The organism is Pseudomonas sp. Q1 (genome assembly GCF_009935975.1).
In the GTDB taxonomy this organism is placed as follows: domain Bacteria; phylum Pseudomonadota; class Gammaproteobacteria; order Pseudomonadales; family Pseudomonadaceae; genus Aquipseudomonas; species Aquipseudomonas palleroniana.
Genome location: NZ_QODI01000001.1, coordinates 471532 through 486670 on the forward strand (window position 1 = coordinate 471532; position 15139 = coordinate 486670).

General features: G+C 61.2%; 13 protein-coding genes. 7 read left to right on the forward strand and 6 right to left on the reverse strand.

Annotated elements, in window-relative coordinates:
* Positions 1–59 precede the first annotated feature (59 nt).
* Positions 60–2324 carry a DNA topoisomerase IV subunit A gene (gene parC / locus DK870_RS01975; RefSeq protein WP_161547763.1) on the forward strand — a complete coding sequence of 755 codons (2265 nt, stop codon included), beginning with the start codon at positions 60–62 and terminating at the stop codon, positions 2322–2324.
* Positions 2325–2496: 172 nt separating this feature from the next.
* Complete coding sequence (locus DK870_RS01980) at positions 2497–3207, forward strand: membrane integrity-associated transporter subunit PqiC (protein ID WP_060755121.1); 711 nt, start codon at positions 2497–2499, stop codon at positions 3205–3207.
* A gap of 131 nt (positions 3208–3338) precedes the next feature.
* Here DK870_RS01980 and DK870_RS01985 read toward each other — a convergent pair whose 3' ends face one another.
* Positions 3339–4868 carry a histidine kinase gene (locus tag DK870_RS01985; protein ID WP_161547764.1) on the reverse strand — a complete coding sequence of 510 codons (1530 nt, stop codon included), beginning with the start codon at positions 4866–4868 and terminating at the stop codon, positions 3339–3341.
* Between the two features lie 133 nt (positions 4869–5001).
* Here DK870_RS01985 and serB point away from each other — a divergent pair, with 133 nt between their 5' ends.
* Complete coding sequence (serB, locus tag DK870_RS01990; RefSeq protein WP_090367158.1) at positions 5002–6216, forward strand: phosphoserine phosphatase SerB; 1215 nt, start codon at positions 5002–5004, stop codon at positions 6214–6216.
* A 144-nt stretch (positions 6217–6360) separates the two neighbouring features.
* Here the strand turns inward: serB and asd are convergent, their stop codons facing one another.
* Genes asd through DK870_RS02005 form a run of 3 tightly spaced genes read right to left on the reverse strand, consistent with a single transcriptional unit; the run spans position 6361 to position 9646 of the window.
* The gene (gene asd / locus DK870_RS01995) at positions 6361–7221 is read right to left on the reverse strand and encodes an archaetidylserine decarboxylase (RefSeq protein WP_060755118.1); all 861 of its coding nucleotides are present in this window, start codon (positions 7219–7221) and stop codon (positions 6361–6363) included.
* Positions 7222–7237: 16 nt separating this feature from the next.
* Positions 7238–8053 carry a thiosulfate sulfurtransferase gene (rhdA, locus tag DK870_RS02000; RefSeq protein ID WP_060755117.1) on the reverse strand — a complete coding sequence of 272 codons (816 nt, stop codon included), beginning with the start codon at positions 8051–8053 and terminating at the stop codon, positions 7238–7240.
* 57 nt (positions 8054–8110) lie between these two features.
* Complete coding sequence (locus DK870_RS02005; RefSeq protein WP_060755116.1) at positions 8111–9646, reverse strand: HDOD domain-containing protein; 1536 nt, start codon at positions 9644–9646, stop codon at positions 8111–8113.
* A gap of 167 nt (positions 9647–9813) precedes the next feature.
* Between DK870_RS02005 and motA the strand changes: the two genes are divergently transcribed.
* Positions 9814–10665 carry a flagellar motor stator protein MotA gene (motA, locus tag DK870_RS02010; RefSeq protein WP_060755115.1) on the forward strand — a complete coding sequence of 284 codons (852 nt, stop codon included), beginning with the start codon at positions 9814–9816 and terminating at the stop codon, positions 10663–10665.
* Positions 10666–10668: 3 nt separating this feature from the next.
* A complete protein-coding gene (gene motB, locus DK870_RS02015; protein ID WP_090367151.1) occupies positions 10669–11691 on the forward strand; it encodes a flagellar motor protein MotB in 1023 nt (340 codons plus the stop codon).
* Between the two features lie 49 nt (positions 11692–11740).
* Here motB and rsgA read toward each other — a convergent pair whose 3' ends face one another.
* Positions 11741–12772 (reverse strand): small ribosomal subunit biogenesis GTPase RsgA, encoded by a 1032-nt coding sequence (gene rsgA, locus DK870_RS02020; RefSeq protein WP_161547765.1) that lies wholly within the window; start codon positions 12770–12772, stop codon positions 11741–11743.
* Positions 12773–12880: 108 nt separating this feature from the next.
* Here rsgA and orn point away from each other — a divergent pair, with 108 nt between their 5' ends.
* Positions 12881–13423 carry an oligoribonuclease gene (gene orn / locus DK870_RS02025; protein ID WP_034105723.1) on the forward strand — a complete coding sequence of 181 codons (543 nt, stop codon included), beginning with the start codon at positions 12881–12883 and terminating at the stop codon, positions 13421–13423.
* Positions 13424–13439: 16 nt separating this feature from the next.
* Complete coding sequence (locus DK870_RS02030) at positions 13440–14054, forward strand: trimeric intracellular cation channel family protein (protein ID WP_060755111.1); 615 nt, start codon at positions 13440–13442, stop codon at positions 14052–14054.
* On the opposite strand, the gene queG is transcribed toward DK870_RS02030, so the two are convergent.
* Positions 14033–15115 (reverse strand): tRNA epoxyqueuosine(34) reductase QueG, encoded by a 1083-nt coding sequence (gene queG, locus DK870_RS02035; protein ID WP_161547766.1) that lies wholly within the window; start codon positions 15113–15115, stop codon positions 14033–14035. The genes DK870_RS02030 and queG overlap by 22 nt on opposite strands.
* Positions 15116–15139 lie beyond the last annotated feature (24 nt).

The window sequence follows — 15139 nt, forward strand, 5'->3', positions numbered from 1 at the left end:
GAATTGACTCAGCGCGGCGGCAATTCCGCTGCGCCTTACCTGATATTGATGAGGCCCGCATGAGTGACATCCTCGCAGACAGCTTAGATGGCGTAGAACGCCGGTCGCTGGCTGACTTCACCGAAAAGGCCTACCTCAACTACTCCATGTACGTGATCATGGACCGTGCTTTGCCGCATATCGGCGACGGCCTGAAACCCGTGCAGCGGCGTATCGTCTACGCCATGAGTGAGCTGGGCCTGGACGCCGACTCCAAGCACAAGAAATCGGCGCGTACCGTCGGTGACGTGCTCGGTAAGTTCCACCCCCACGGCGACTCGGCCTGCTACGAAGCCATGGTGCTGATGGCGCAGCCGTTCAGCTACCGCTACACCTTGGTGGACGGGCAGGGTAACTGGGGTGCGCCGGATGATCCGAAGTCCTTTGCCGCCATGCGTTACACCGAGGCGCGTCTGTCGCGTTACTCGGAAGTCCTGCTCAGCGAGCTGGGCCAGGGCACGGCGGACTGGGGGCCGAACTTTGACGGCACCCTCGACGAACCCTTGGTGTTGCCTGCACGTTTGCCGAATATTCTGCTCAATGGCACTACCGGCATCGCGGTCGGCATGGCCACCGACGTGCCACCCCACAACTTGCGCGAAGTCGCCACGGCGTGCGTACGTTTGCTGGATGAGCCCAAAGCGACGGTCGAGCAGCTCTGCGAGCATATCCAGGGCCCGGACTATCCGACCGAAGCGGAAATCATCACGCCGCGCGCCGACCTGCTGAAGATGTATGAAACCGGCAAGGGCTCGGTGCGCATGCGCGCCGTGTACCACATCGAAGATGGCGACATTATCGTCACCGCGCTGCCGCATCAGGTGTCCGGCGCCAAGGTGTTGGAGCAGATCGCTGCGCTGATGCAGGCCAAACCGTCGAAATTGCCGCAAGTCGCCGACCTGCGTGACGAGTCCGACCACGAGAACCCCTGCCGCATCGTGATCATCCCGACCAACAGCCGGGTCGATCACGAGGTGCTGATGCAGCATCTGTTCGCCAGCACCGATCTGGAGTCCAGCTACCGTGTCAACGTCAACATTATTGGCCTGGACGGCAAGCCGCAGTTGAAGAACCTGCGCAACCTGCTGGTGGAGTGGCTGGAGTTCCGCGTGCAGACCGTGCGCCGCCGCCTGCAGTTTCGCCTCGACAAGGTCGAGCGCCGCCTGCACCTGTTGGACGGTTTGCTGATTGCCTACCTCAACCTGGATGAAGTGATCCACATCATCCGCACCGCCGAGCACCCGAAAACCGAACTGATCGCGCGTTTCGAGCTTAGTGAGATCCAGGCGGACTACATCCTCGATACCCGCTTGCGTCAGCTGGCGCGGCTGGAAGAAATGAAGCTGCGGGATGAACAGGACGCACTGCTCAAGGAGCAAGCCAAGCTGCAAGCCCTGCTGGGCAGTGAAGCCAAGCTCAAGAAACTGGTGCGCAGCGAGCTGATCAAAGACGCGGAAACCTACGGTGATGAACGTCGTTCGCCAATCGTCGAGCGTGCGGAAGCCAAGGCGCTGACGGAAACCGAACTGCTGCCGAACGAGAAAATTACCGTCGTTCTGTCGGAAAAGGGTTGGGTTCGTTCCGCCAAGGGGCATGATATTGACGCTACCGGGCTCTCCTACAAAGCCGGTGATGGCTTCAAGACCGCTGCGGCCGGCCGTTCCAACCAGTTTGCGGTGTTCATTGACTCCACCGGGCGTAGTTATTCGGTGCCGGCCCACACCTTGCCTTCGGCGCGGGGCCAGGGCGAGCCGCTGACAGGCCGCCTTACGCCGCCGCCGGGTGCGAATTTCGAGTGTGTGCTGCTGCCGGATGATGATGCGCTGTACGTGATCGCCTCCGACGCTGGTTACGGCTTCGTGGTCAAGGGTGAAGACCTGCAGGCCAAGAACAAGGCGGGCAAGGCTCTGTTGAGCCTGCCGAATAATGCCAAAGTGATATTGCCGCGCCCGGTGGATGATCGTGAGAGCAACTGGCTGGCCTCGGTGACCACTGAAGGCCGTTTGCTGGTGTTCAAGATCAGCGACCTGCCGCAGTTGGGCAAAGGCAAGGGCAACAAGATTATCGGGATTCCCGGGGAGCGGGTGGCCAGTCGTGAGGAGTACGTGACCGACATCGCCGTGATCCCGGAAGGCGCGACCCTGGTGCTTCAGGCCGGTAAGCGCACATTGTCGCTGCGCCCTGACGACCTTGAGCACTACAAGGGTGAGCGCGGTCGACGAGGCAACAAACTGCCGCGAGGCTTCCAGCGAGTGGATGCTTTGTTGGTGGAAGCGCCGCTTTAAGGCGTACTAAGACGCTCGATCTACGATTTAACCCGTAGATCGACGCTTTGGCGCTGGAGTCATGGCGCATATTCACGGATGATATGGCCTTTCCAGCGCCGGCGTGGCCGAGCGTGTTTAGGTATTTTTTGTATTACGTTGTGGTTCGCCTTGTGGCAGCCACCTGGATGGGATGATGACTGCTCCACGCCTTCCTCTATTTTTAATGCTCGCTGGCCTCCTGGGGTTGGCGGGTTGCAGCACGCACCAACCGGTGTCGCTGTACCAGCTGGACAGCGGAAGTCCGGCTCAGCCTGCCCAAGCGGCGGGCATGGCCGTATTGCTGGGCCCGGTGGTCGTTGCCGATTACCTGCAACGCGAGACCCTGCTACAACGTCAGAACGACGGCAGCCTGCAAGGTTCCACCGATGGGCGTTGGGCGGGCAGTTTGTCGTCCGATATCAATCAGTTGATGCTGCGTCAGGTGGCCGGTCAATTGGACAGCCAGCGTGTGGTGCTGGCACCTGCTCCAACCGGGTTTACGCCGGATGTGCAGGTTTTGCTGACCATCACCCGGCTCGACTCTGGTGCATCGCAGCCAGCAATCCTGGATGCCCAGTGGCGCTTGATCGATCGCCGTGGCCAGGTGCGTGATAACCGCATCGTGCACCTGCAGGAAGAGCACGTCGGCACCACCGCGTCCCAGGTCCAGGCCCAAGGCGTGTTGTTGCAGCATTTGGCGCAGCAGTTGTCGGTAGCGATCAAGCCATTGGCCAATCAGCCGGCGGTCGCCGAAGCGCCGCGCAAACCAGCGCCGGTACATGCCAAGCCGGCAGCCCCGGAAAAGCCGAAGATGCCGATGGCCACGCCGATTCGTACGGACATGGAAGTGTTCAGGTTCTAAGCCAAACCGCAGATACAAAAAAGGCCCGCTGATTCAGCGGGCCTTTTTGTGTGCGCCGGATTTGAGTGGCGCTGAAGATCAATTGTGGGAGGGAGCAAGCCCCCTCCCACACAAGCCCGCACCGCCGTGTTTCAAGGCTTGGTGCGGGTTTCATGCATCCGCGCCAACTGCCGTTCGAGCATCGACGGGTACGGCTCCATCAGGCGTTCCACGCAGCTTGCACCTTCGGGGCTGGCGATTGGACGGATACGTGCGCGCTGGCGAATCAAGGCGTCTTCGCTGATCTTGCGCTCCACCAGCAGCAAATTGCGGCTGTGTTGGGACAAGGCCAGCGCATCCTGGGCGATCTCGGTCAACAGCAAGTCGATCTGGCTCATGCCGAACAGGTCGTCGCCGACGGTCAGGCCCAGTTGCAGTTGCAAGGTAATGCCGCTGTCCGCCACTTCGATTTGCAGGGCATGGCCCAGGGCGCGCAGCAGCTCACCGCAGCAGATGGCGTTGGTCAGATAGTCTTCGCCACTGTCTTCGCTGTGGAACAGCATCAAGGTGCTGCCATCGTTCAGGGTGTGCAACTCGCTTTGATACAGCGAGGCGGCCTGGTCGAGGCAGTCACGGTAGCGTTCGAGCAATTCCGTCAGGCGGGCGCGGGGCAGACGACGCAGTTGGTCCTGGGCACCCAGTTGTACCGCCAATACCGCGCTGTGCTGGGGCTCGGCGTTCTTCACGGGGACCGGCTTGGGGGCCATGACTGGCGCAGCGGCCGACGTGTCGCGCAAGTCGGCGAACGGGTCTTCGTCGTCCAGTTCGTCTTCTTCAGCCTTGACCACGTGGCGCGGCATTGCCTTCAACCCGGCTACCGGGGCGCTGTCATCAAAGCCTGGGTCACGCAGGTCGCGTACTTCAAACTCGGGCTCATCGGCCTCGTTGTATTCGGGCTCGGGTTCCGGCTCAGGTTCGCGCACCACCGGCTCCGGGGCGAAGCTGGCGTGAAGCTGGCGGGCGAGATCGCCGATTTCGTCCTGGCGGTCGGTGGCCGGGGTATGTTCGTCGATATCCCGCAGCCAGATGCGCAACTGCATCAGCGGCGTGGAGATATGCCGACCCAGGCGCAAGCTCAAGGCCAGGGCCAGTGCCAACAGGATCGCACTGAGAATGCCCATGCTTTGCAGGCTGATGGTCATCGGCTGCTGGAATTGCTGCATATCCAGGCTGATACGCAACTGGCCGGCCTTCACGTCCTGGAACGTGATGTTGCTCTGGTACAGACCCTCGGCCTCACCCAGCAGGCCGTTTTTCGGGCGCTGCCCGGCTTCGGCCATGATCCGGTTATCCACACTGTAGATAGCGGCGTGAGCCACCAGCGGGTTCTTGGTCAGGTTATTGAGTAGCACGTTCAGGCTGAGGATGTCGTTGGACACCAGCAACTCAGTCGCCGACGTGGCGGTCTGGGTTGTCAGGCTCGCGCCCAGCGCGTCAGCTTGTTCGTGCATGGCCTGCTTGAACTGCAAACCCATCACACAGGCGTAGATCACCAAGGCCAGGGCGACCAGGATCACGTTATGGCTGGCGATGCGTAATGCGATCGGCACACGGCGGTGGCGCAGTGCCCGGAAGATCAGCAGGAAGAAGTTATCGGTTTTTACTGGCGTGGGCCGGTTCACTTGCGCTCGGCTCTTGGTCCGTGAAGTTGACGCGCAGTATAGCGATAGCCCTAGGGCCGGCAAAGCGCTGGCTGTGCCCGATGGTCACTGAAAGTGGGTAGAATGCGGTTTTTTTCCAGCCTGGGGGTGCGCTTTGCGCGAAATTGTCCTGATAAACATCACCGGTGAAGACCGCCCGGGTCTCACCGCAGCCATTACCGGCGTGCTGGCCCAGGGTGGTGTGAACATTCTCGACATCGGTCAGGCGGTGATCCACGACACCTTGTCCTTCGGCATCCTTGTCGAAATCCCGAGCACCGAGCAGGCGTCCTCGGTACTCAAGGACATCCTGTTTACGGCATACAAGCTCGATCAACAGGTGCGATTCACCCCCGTGTCCGAAGAGGACTACCAGCATTGGGTCGACGGTCAGGGCAAAAAACGCCACATCGTGACCCTGTTGACCCGCAAGGTGACGGCTGAACAATTGCAGCGCGTCAGTTCGATCACTGCCCAGTATGGTTTGAATATCGACCACATCGACCGTCTGTCGGGTCGTATGCCCCTGGACACGCCAGCCGACAAAGGCAAGGGCTGCATCGAGTTCTCTGTGCGTGGCGAGCCGGCTGACCCACAGGCATTACGCGCCGAATTCCTGAGCGTGGCCCAGGCGCTGAATGTCGACATCGCCTTCCAGGAAGATTCGCTGTTCCGCCGCAATCGTCGCCTGGCGGTGTTCGACATGGACTCCACGCTGATCGAGGCCGAAGTGATTGACGAGTTGGCCAAGGCCGCCGGTGTGGGCGAGCAGGTCTCCGAGATTACCGAGCGCGCCATGGCCGGCGAACTGGATTTCCGTGCCAGTTTCAAGGAGCGCCTGGCGCTGCTCAAGGGGCTGGACGTGAGCGTGCTGGATTCGATCGGTGCTTCGCTGCGATTGACCGAAGGCGCTGAAACCCTGTTCGCTGAACTCAAGCGCCTGGGTTACAAAACCGCGATCCTGTCCGGCGGCTTCACCTACTTTGCCAAGCAACTGCAGGCCAAGCTGGGTATCGACTATGTGTTCGCCAACGAATTGGAAGTGGTGGATGGCAAGGTGACCGGCGTGGCGGTAGAGCCGATTGTCGATGCGCAGCGCAAGGCCGACCTGCTGAAGGAATTGGCGCATAAGGAAGGTTTGCGCCTGGAGCAGACCATTGCGGTCGGCGACGGCGCCAATGACTTGCCGATGCTGGCGATTGCCGGGTTGGGGGTGGCGTTCCGCGCCAAACCACTGGTCAAGCAATCGGCCAAGCAGGCGATTTCGACCCTGGGGTTGGATGGCGTGTTGTATCTACTGGGCTTTCGTGACCGCGATGGTCAGCTCTAAGCGGCTCTCACTGTAGGAATACAAGCAAAAAATGTGGGAGGGGGCTTGCTCCCGATAGCAGGTCATCAGTCAGTACATCTGTTGACTGAATCACCGCTATCGGGAGCAAGCCCCCTCCCACATTTGATTTTCGTCGGCTTCAGGTCAGGCTTTAGGTGAGCCAATACCCTGGCCCATCTGCACGGGCGAACCTGCCACCAGTTCTTCAGCCCACTTCACCTGATCCGGCCCGAACAGCACGATGGCGGTCGAGCCCAGCTTGAAGCGGCCCAGCTCCGCACCTTTCTCCAAGTGAATCGGCGCACGCGCGGCTTCGTCGTAGCGGAAGGTTTTCAGCTCGCGTTTCGGTGGTGTCACCAGGCCTGCCCACACGGTTTCAATCGACGCCACGATCATTGCACCCACCAGCACTACCGCCATCGGGCCGCGTTCGGTGTCGAACAGGCAGACAACACGCTCATTACGCGCAAACAGCTCCGGCACGTTTTCAGCCGTGGTCTGGTTCACCGAGAAAATCCGCCCGGGCACATACACCATCTCACGCAACGTACCGGCCAGGGGCATGTGCACGCGGTGGTAGTCTTTGGGCGACAGGTAGATCGTGGCGAAATCGCCGCCCATGAACGGCGCAGCAACCGCTGTATCACCACCCAACAGTTCCACCACGCTGAAGCTGTGGCCCTTGGCCTGGAACACGCGGCCGTGTTCGATAGGGCCAAGCTGGCTGACCGCGCCATCGGCAGGGCTGAGCACTGCGCCTGGGGTTTGATCCAGCGGGCGAGCACCGTCTTTCAGCGCGCGGGTGAAGAAGGCATTGAAGTGCTCGTAGGCGGTCAGGTCTTCAACCAGGGCCTGGGACATGTCCACTTGATAGCGCTTGGCAAACCATTGGGTGAAAGCATTCTTGAACCAGCGCACGCGACACTCGGCAATGCACCCGGCCAGGCGCGACAGCAAGTGGTGCGGCAACAGGTACTGGCTGAGGATGAATAACTGCTTTTTCATTGACTGTCCTTAAACCTTAAATCTCAACGGGGGTGTCGGGGTGGTTGCCCCATTCGCCCCAGGAACCGGCATAACCTTTGACTCGCGGATAACCGAGCGCCTTGGCCACCAGGTAGGTGAAGCCAGAGCGATGGTGAGTCTGGCAGTGGGTGATGATTTCTTTGTCGCGGGTCAGCCCGAGGTCTTCGAGGATCTGCGGCATGTCACGACGGATGCGCAGGTTGCGTGCCTTGTCCATGCCGGCAGTCCACTCGAAGTTCACCGCGCCGGGAATGTGACCGCCCTTGGCGGCGAGGACTTTCTCGCCGGAATATTCCAGCGGTCCGCGTGCGTCCCAGATGCCCAGGTCAGCCGCGCCGAGACGGCTTTGCAGGTATTCGCGGGTGGCGGTAGGGCCGTCGTGCAAGGTCAGGCTGACCGGGCCACCAACGGGGGCGGGCACCTCGGTGGAAAGCGGGTGCTGGCTTTCCAGCCATGCGAGCAGGCCGCCGTCCAGGTAGTGGTATTTCTGGTGGCCGATCACGTCGAGCATCCAGATAAAACGTCCGGCCCAGCCACCGCCTTCGTCGTCGTAGACCACGTAGGTTGCGTTCGGGGTGTGGCCCAGTTCGCCGAACAGCTTTTGCAGGTCGGCTTTGCTCGGCAGCAAGCCGGGAGCCGGTGGCTGGCCCAACTGGGTGCGCTTGGGGTCAACGAAATGCGCGCCTGGGATATGACCCTCGGCGTAGCGGGCGGCGCTGGTGAGGTCCACCAGAATCAGGTGTTCGGCATCCAGTCGACCGAGCAGGTCGCCGGGTTCGATCACCAGCGGCAAGCCAGAGAAGTCAGGCATGTGAGGTCTCCTGGGCACAAATGTTGGCGATAAAGGACGGCGATTGTAGCGCAAGCATCAAGTGCTGCGGTTGGTAAAGCTGTGCAGTGCTTTCTCGACGCATTGCGCTGTTTTGCCGAAGGCCTGCACCGTGGTTTCCGAGAACGGCCCGCCGCCCTGGTCGGCGACCATCAGCATGACCACTCGGCCGTTGCAGCTCAGGGAGCGCAACAACAGGTGTTCGCCGGTAAACAGGCGACGCAGCACTGGCGGCAGCAGTGCAGAGAACTGTGCGTGGTTGTCGGGTGTGAGACGCACCTGCGCGGACTTTTCCAACAGCCGTTGCAGCAGCGTGCTATTGACCACGTCCAGGCTCAGGTTTGCGGCGTCCTTGGGCAACCCTTCGGCTTGATGCACGCGCAAGGTACTCAAGGCGCGGTCGGCCATGAACAGCAGCACCCGTTGCATGCCGCTCGCCACCAATGCTTCTTTGGCGCAAGTGGTCAGGTGCATGGCGTTGGCAAAGCGGTTCGGTTCAACCAGCAACTCGGTACAGCGCTTGCGCCATACGGCCAAGGCTTCGGCGGTGGGCGGTGGTGCGGGCAGCAAGCCGCGATGGACCTTCTGCACATGCCACGGCCAGATCAGCGACAAGGCCGGGTGCCAGAGGTCGGGCATCAGGGTATGGCGGGCGCTGGTCACCGCTTGCTGGTGGGCTTGCTGCTGCACATCGCCCAGGGGGGCTTCCAGGTAGAGCGCAGTCAGATATTGCCAGCGTTCGGTATGCGGGCAGGTCCAGGATTCCTGGGCCGACATTGCCAGGCCGTTAGCCAGCAGCACCGTATTGGCCGGCTGGTTCAACCAACGGCGCAGGTTGGGTTCGGCGTCGAGCAACTGCTGGTGGCGCAGTTCATCTTCCTCACGGGCGATATGCAGCGCCTTGACCAGCAAGCGTTGTTCGCTCAGCAGCAGGTTGTAGCCCTGGGACACCCAGATCGGCAAGTGCCACGCTTCGGTCAAGCCAAGGCACAAATCCAGCAGCCGTACGCCGAACAATTCCTGCTCGACCTGGCGTGCCGGCTGGCCCTTGTGGATCACCCGCAATTCCCATTCTTCCAGGAGCTTGGGGTAGGTGACGGCCATCGGCCAAAGCGGCGATAAAAACAGCAGGCTGCCCCAGTGAATGTCTTGCCACAAGCGCGCCAGGCGACTGCCGAATAAACCGTTGGCTTGCTGCGATGCGTGCAGGCTCACCAGCAGCAGTTGGCGCAAGGCCACGGGGATTTCCTTGGCCGGCACCGAGGGCAGGCGCGCCAGTAATTCTTCGGCACGCTTGAGGCCGAGGCGGTTGAGCGCCACTTCGAGGTTTTCCGCAGGGGCCGCGAGGCTGCCGTGGGTGTGGCTGTTGGCCTCGCGCATCACGCTGAGTACCAACGCCGGGCTGTCTTGCATCAGCTCGGCAATATCTCGCAATGAACTGCGGCTATCGCGAATGGCTTTGCACACGCGCTCGTGGCTGGCTTGGGGAATGGGCAGCAGCACATCATCCAGGCGCTTGATCCAAGCGGCGAGGGTGGTCGGTTTTGCAGTTGGGACTGTCGTTTCATTAGCCATGATTGGGGCGCGGTCATCACATGCATTCAACACGCCCGGAATGGGCCGAATTGGCTTTTCGCCTTAACGGGCTATAGTCTGGCGCAGTTTTGCCGATAAGTAGAACAAGAGTTTTTCTGCTACACCCACTATGTCCATGAACCCGACGGCGCAAGTACCCATCTCCTATGGCTAAAATTATCGGCATCATCGTCGTCCTCGCGAGCGTGCTCGGCGGTTACGTCCTTTCCCACGGTAAAATTGCCGCGTTGATCCAGCCTTTCGAAGTGATGATCATCGGCGGGGCGGCATTCGGTGCATTCCTGCAAGCCAACCCTGGGTACATGACCATGCATGTGGTCAAAAAATCCCTGAGCATGTTTGGTTCACGCTTTTCCCACACCTTCTATCTGGAAGTGCTGGGCCTGGTCTACGAGATCCTCAACAAGAGTCGCCGCGAGGGGATGATGGCCATCGAGGCCGACATCGAAGATGCGGCGGCCAGCCCGATTTTCGCCAAGTACCCGGCCGTGCTCAAAGACGAGCGCATGACCGCCTATATCTGCGATTACCTGCGCATCATGTCTTCCGGCAACATGGCTCCCCACGAGTTGGAAGGCCTGTTCGACATGGAGCTGTTCAGCCTCAAGGAAGAACTGGAACACCCCTCTCACGCTGTCACCGGCATTGCCGACGGCATGCCGGGCTTCGGTATCGTCGCGGCGGTACTCGGTATCGTGGTGACCATGGCGTCCCTGGGCGATGGCGACCAGAAGGCCATCGGCATGCACGTGGGTGCGGCGTTGGTGGGTACATTCTTCGGTATTCTTGCGGCCTACGGTTTCTTTGGCCCGCTGGCGACTTCCCTGGCGCATGATGCCAAGGAAGAGATCAACCTCTATGAAGCGATCAAGGCGTGCCTGGTCGCTTCGGCCTCCGGCATGCCGCCATCGCTGGCGGTGGAGTTCGGTCGCAAGGTGCTGTACCCGAAACATCGCCCAAGCTTCGCCGAGCTGGAACAAGCGGTTCGTGGTCGCTAAGTCATGGAAAACAACCAGCCGATAATCATCAAGCGCGTCAAGCGCTTCGCAGCGGGGCACCACGGCGGCGCCTGGAAAATCGCCTTCGCCGACTTTGCGACGGCGATGATGGCGTTCTTCCTGGTTCTGTGGCTGATGTCTACCGCCACGCCGGAACAGAAGATCGCCATTGCCGGTTACTTCAAAGACCCCATTGGCTTCTCGGAAAGCGGTACGCCTTTTGTGATCGACCTCGGCGGTTCGCCGCAGTTGGCGCCTGAGCGCACGATCAACCCGGAGGTCAAGACCGAGGCCCCCCAGGAAAAAATCCCCGTCGAGCGCGACACGGTCGAGGCCATGGCTGAGCAAGTCGAGCAGGAGCGCCTGGAACTGCTGCTCAAGGAACTGCAGACCAAGGTCGAAGAAAACCCGCAACTGCTGAAGTTCAAGGATCAGATCTCCTTCGAGATCACGCCCGAGGGCCTGCGTATCCAGATCACCGACGCCGCTAACCGGCCGATGTTCGACTCCGGCAGTGCTCGCTTGAAGCCGTACTTCGAAGATATCCTGCTGGCCATGGCCGACACCATCAAGGCGGTGCCGAACAAGATCAGCATCAGCGGCCACACCGACGCCAAGCCCTATGCAGGCCAGGGCGACTTCGGCAACTGGGAACTCTCGGCCAACCGCGCCAACGCTGCCCGTCGTGCGCTGGTGGCGGGCAGCTATCCGGACCCGCAAGTGGCGCGAGTGGTGGGTTTTGCTTCGTCGCAATTGTTTGATCCCGCAGACCCGTTCAACCCGGTCAACCGCCGGATCGATATCGTGGTGCTGACCAAAAAGGCCCAGCGCGCGATCGAGGGTGATCACAGTGCGGCGCCTGCGGTACCGAAACCTGGCGAAGGCGCGCCAGGGGAAGTTCCGGCTGACCCGAACGCCATTCCTCCAGGGCAGGAGCCGTTGCCGGCCCATGAGCTACGGCAGAAGCTGAACCTGTTTGATGATGGTGGAGTGAAGGATCCTACGGTGCCTGCACCCAAGTCGTAATCACCATGCAAAAAGGCCGCGATGATCGCGGCCTTTTCGTTGGTGCAGGTTAGTAACTGTTCTCCGGCAAACTCGCAATGATCGACCGATAGCTGTTCATCCGTTGCTGCTGCACACGGCCATCTTCCAGGGCCTTGAGCAACGCACAGCCCGGCTCACGGTCGTGTTTGCAGTCGCGGAAGCGGCAGGTGCCGATCAGGTCGTTGAATTCGATGAAGCCCGCCTCCACATCGCTGCGGCTGACATGGCCGAGGCCGAATTCCCGGATGCCCGGGGAGTCGATCAGCTCACCGCCACCGGGGAAGTGGAACAGTCGCGCGGTGGTGGTGGTGTGGGTGCCCTGGCCGGACAGCTCCGACAGCGGCCCCACGCGGGTCTCGACTTCCGGCAGCAGGCTGTTGACCAGCGATGACTTGCCTACGCCCGACTGGCCGACGAATACGCTGATGCGCCCGTCCAGTTGTTGTTGCAGCTGTTCCATGCCATTGCCGTGATGCGCCGAGACTTCCAGCACCGGGTAACCCAAGGTGCGGTAGACCGCCAGCAATGCGTTGAGCGCCGGCGCGTTTTGTTCGTCGATCAAGTCGAATTTGTTCAGCAGCAACAGCGGGCGAATGCCGGCATGTTCGGCGGCCACCAGGTAGCGGTCGATCAGGTTGGCATGGGGCTCGGGCAGCGGCGCGAACACAATCACGATCATGTCGACGTTGGCGGCCACCGGCTTGAGCTGGCCACGGCTGTCCGGGCGGCGCAGTTCGGTGGTGCGTGGCAACTGGGCGACGATTACGCCAATGCCCTGGTTGCCGGCACGCCACACAACCCGGTCGCCGGTGACCAGCGCTGGCAGGTTGGCGCGCAAGTGGCAGCGGAAAACCTGGCCGGCGAGTTCGCCTTCCAGCGCCTCGACCTCGACCTGCACGCCGAAGTGCGCGATCACCAGGCCCGTTTGTTCGGGGCCCAGGTCGCCGCCTTCGAGCGCTTCCACGGCGGAGGATTCACGTTTGGCGGCGCGAGCGGCGCGTTCACCCTGAATCTTTTCGATGCGCCAGTTTTGGCGGCGATTGAGCTGGCGTTTGGCCATTGGTGTTCCGTGTCGATAATGCAAAGGATAGGTGAAACGGTCGCGAGTCTAGCATGCCCCCGCCTGCTAAACTGCGCAGCCACGCCAAGGTGCCAAGAGAATCAAGCCATGCAAAACCCACAGAACCTGATTTGGATCGATCTGGAAATGACCGGTCTGAACCCCGACACCGACGTCATCATCGAGATGGCAACCATTGTCACCGACAGCAACCTCAACACCCTGGCCGAAGGTCCGGTGATTGCCATCCATCACAGTGATGCAGTGTTGGCCACCATGGACGAGTGGAATACCCGCACCCACGGCAACTCCGGCCTGACCCAGCGGGTGCGCGACAGCCGTATCAGTATGGCCGAAGCCGAGGCCCAGACCATCGCCTTCCTGGAGAAGTGGGTGCCCAAGGGCAAGTCACCGATCTGCGGCAACAGTATCTGCCAGGACCGCCGCTTCCTTTATACCCACATGAAGGCGCTGGAAAGCTACTTCCATTACCGCAACCTGGATGTGTCCACCTTGAAAGAGCTGGCCGCACGCTGGGCGCCGGAAGTCAAAGACAGCTTCCACAAAGGCAGCACGCACCTGGCGCTGGATGATATTCGCGAGTCGATTGCCGAGTTGCAGCACTACCGCAAGCATTTCATCAAGGCTTGATGATAAGGACTGCTTCATGCTGCTTATGCTTTACCTCATCGCCATCACGGCCGAAGCCATGACCGGCGCTCTGTCCGCCGGGCGCCGTGGCATGGACTGGTTTGGCGTGGTGCTGATCGCCTGCGTCACTGCCCTGGGCGGTGGTTCGGTGCGCGATGTGTTGCTGGGGCATTACCCGCTGACGTGGGTCAAGCACCCGGAATACCTGGTGCTGACGTCGGTTGCCGCACTGGTGACGATCTTTATCGCACCGCTGATGCGCCATCTGCGCTCGCTGTTCCTGGCGCTGGACGCCGTGGGGCTGGTGGCGTTTACCTTGATCGGCTGCATGACCGCCCTGGAAATGGGTCACGGCATGCTGGTGGCTGTGGTCAGTGGCGTGATCACTGGGGTGTTTGGCGGCATCCTGCGGGATATCTTCTGCAACGACATTCCCCTGATCTTCCGCCGTGAGCTATACGCCAGCGTTTCGTTCCTTGCCGCGTGGTTCTACATGCTGTGCCTGTATCTGGAGCTGCCGAGCGAGCAAGCGATTTTGCTGACGCTGTTCAGCGGCTTTCTATTGCGGTTGCTGGCGATCCGTTTCCACTGGGAAATGCCCAAGTTCGTCTACAACGACGACGTGCACTGACGCCCGGCGTGCTGGTTCAGCGCCCACTCGACGTGTTCGCGTACCAGTTCCGACGGATAATCCCGGCGTGCCTTCAACGCCTCCAGCACCGGGATGCTCGACGGCGCGTTGCCCAGGCCCACCGCCAAGTTGCGTAGCCAGCGCTCGTAACCGGCGCGACGTAGCGGTGAGCCCTCGGTGCTGCTGAGGAATTTATCCTCGTCCCACATGAACAGCTCGGCCAGTTCGGCGTTATCCAGGTTGTGGCGTGGCTTGAAATCACCCTCGGCGGTAGGCCGGGCGAAACGATTCCACGGGCAAACGATCTGACAGTCATCGCAGCCGAACACGCGATTGCCGATCAGCGGGCGCAGGTCTTCGGGGATCGCACTCTTGAGCTCGATGGTCAGGTAGGAAATGCAGCGTCGGGCGTCCAGCACATAGGGGCCGATGAAGGCATTGGTCGGGCAGATGTCCAGGCACGCGGTGCAGCGGCCGCAGTGTTCGGTGTCATGGGGCGCGTCCACCGGCAGCGGCAAGTCGACAAACAGTTCGCTCAGGAAGAAGTAGCTGCCGGCCTTGCGGTTGAGTACCAGGGTGTTCTTGCCGATCCAGCCCAACCCGGCTTGTTCGGCGATGGCTTTTTCCAGCACGGGCGCGCTGTCCACGAAGGCGCGAAAGCCAAACGGGCCGATCTGTGCCTGAATGCGCTCGGCCAGTTGCTGTACGCGCTTGCGGATCAGCTTGTGATAGTCACGACCCAGGGCATAGCGCGAGATATAGGCTTTTTCCGGTTGCGCCAGCAATTGCGCCATTTGCGTGTCGCCGGGCAGGTAGTCCATGCGCAGCGAGACCACGCGCAAGGTGCCCGGTACCAGCTCGTCCGGGTGGGAGCGCTTGCTGCCATGGGCGCCCATGTACTCCATCTCGCCGTGATAACCCGCGGCGAGCCAGCGTTGCAGGTGCTGTTCATGCTCGGCCAGGTCCAGGCCGCTGATGCCGACTTGTTGAAAGCCCAGTTCGCGGCCCCAGTCTTTGATCGATTGGGCGAGGGCGGGCAGATCGGAGGTAATAGCAGGCATGAGACACGGGAAACCACGGGTGAG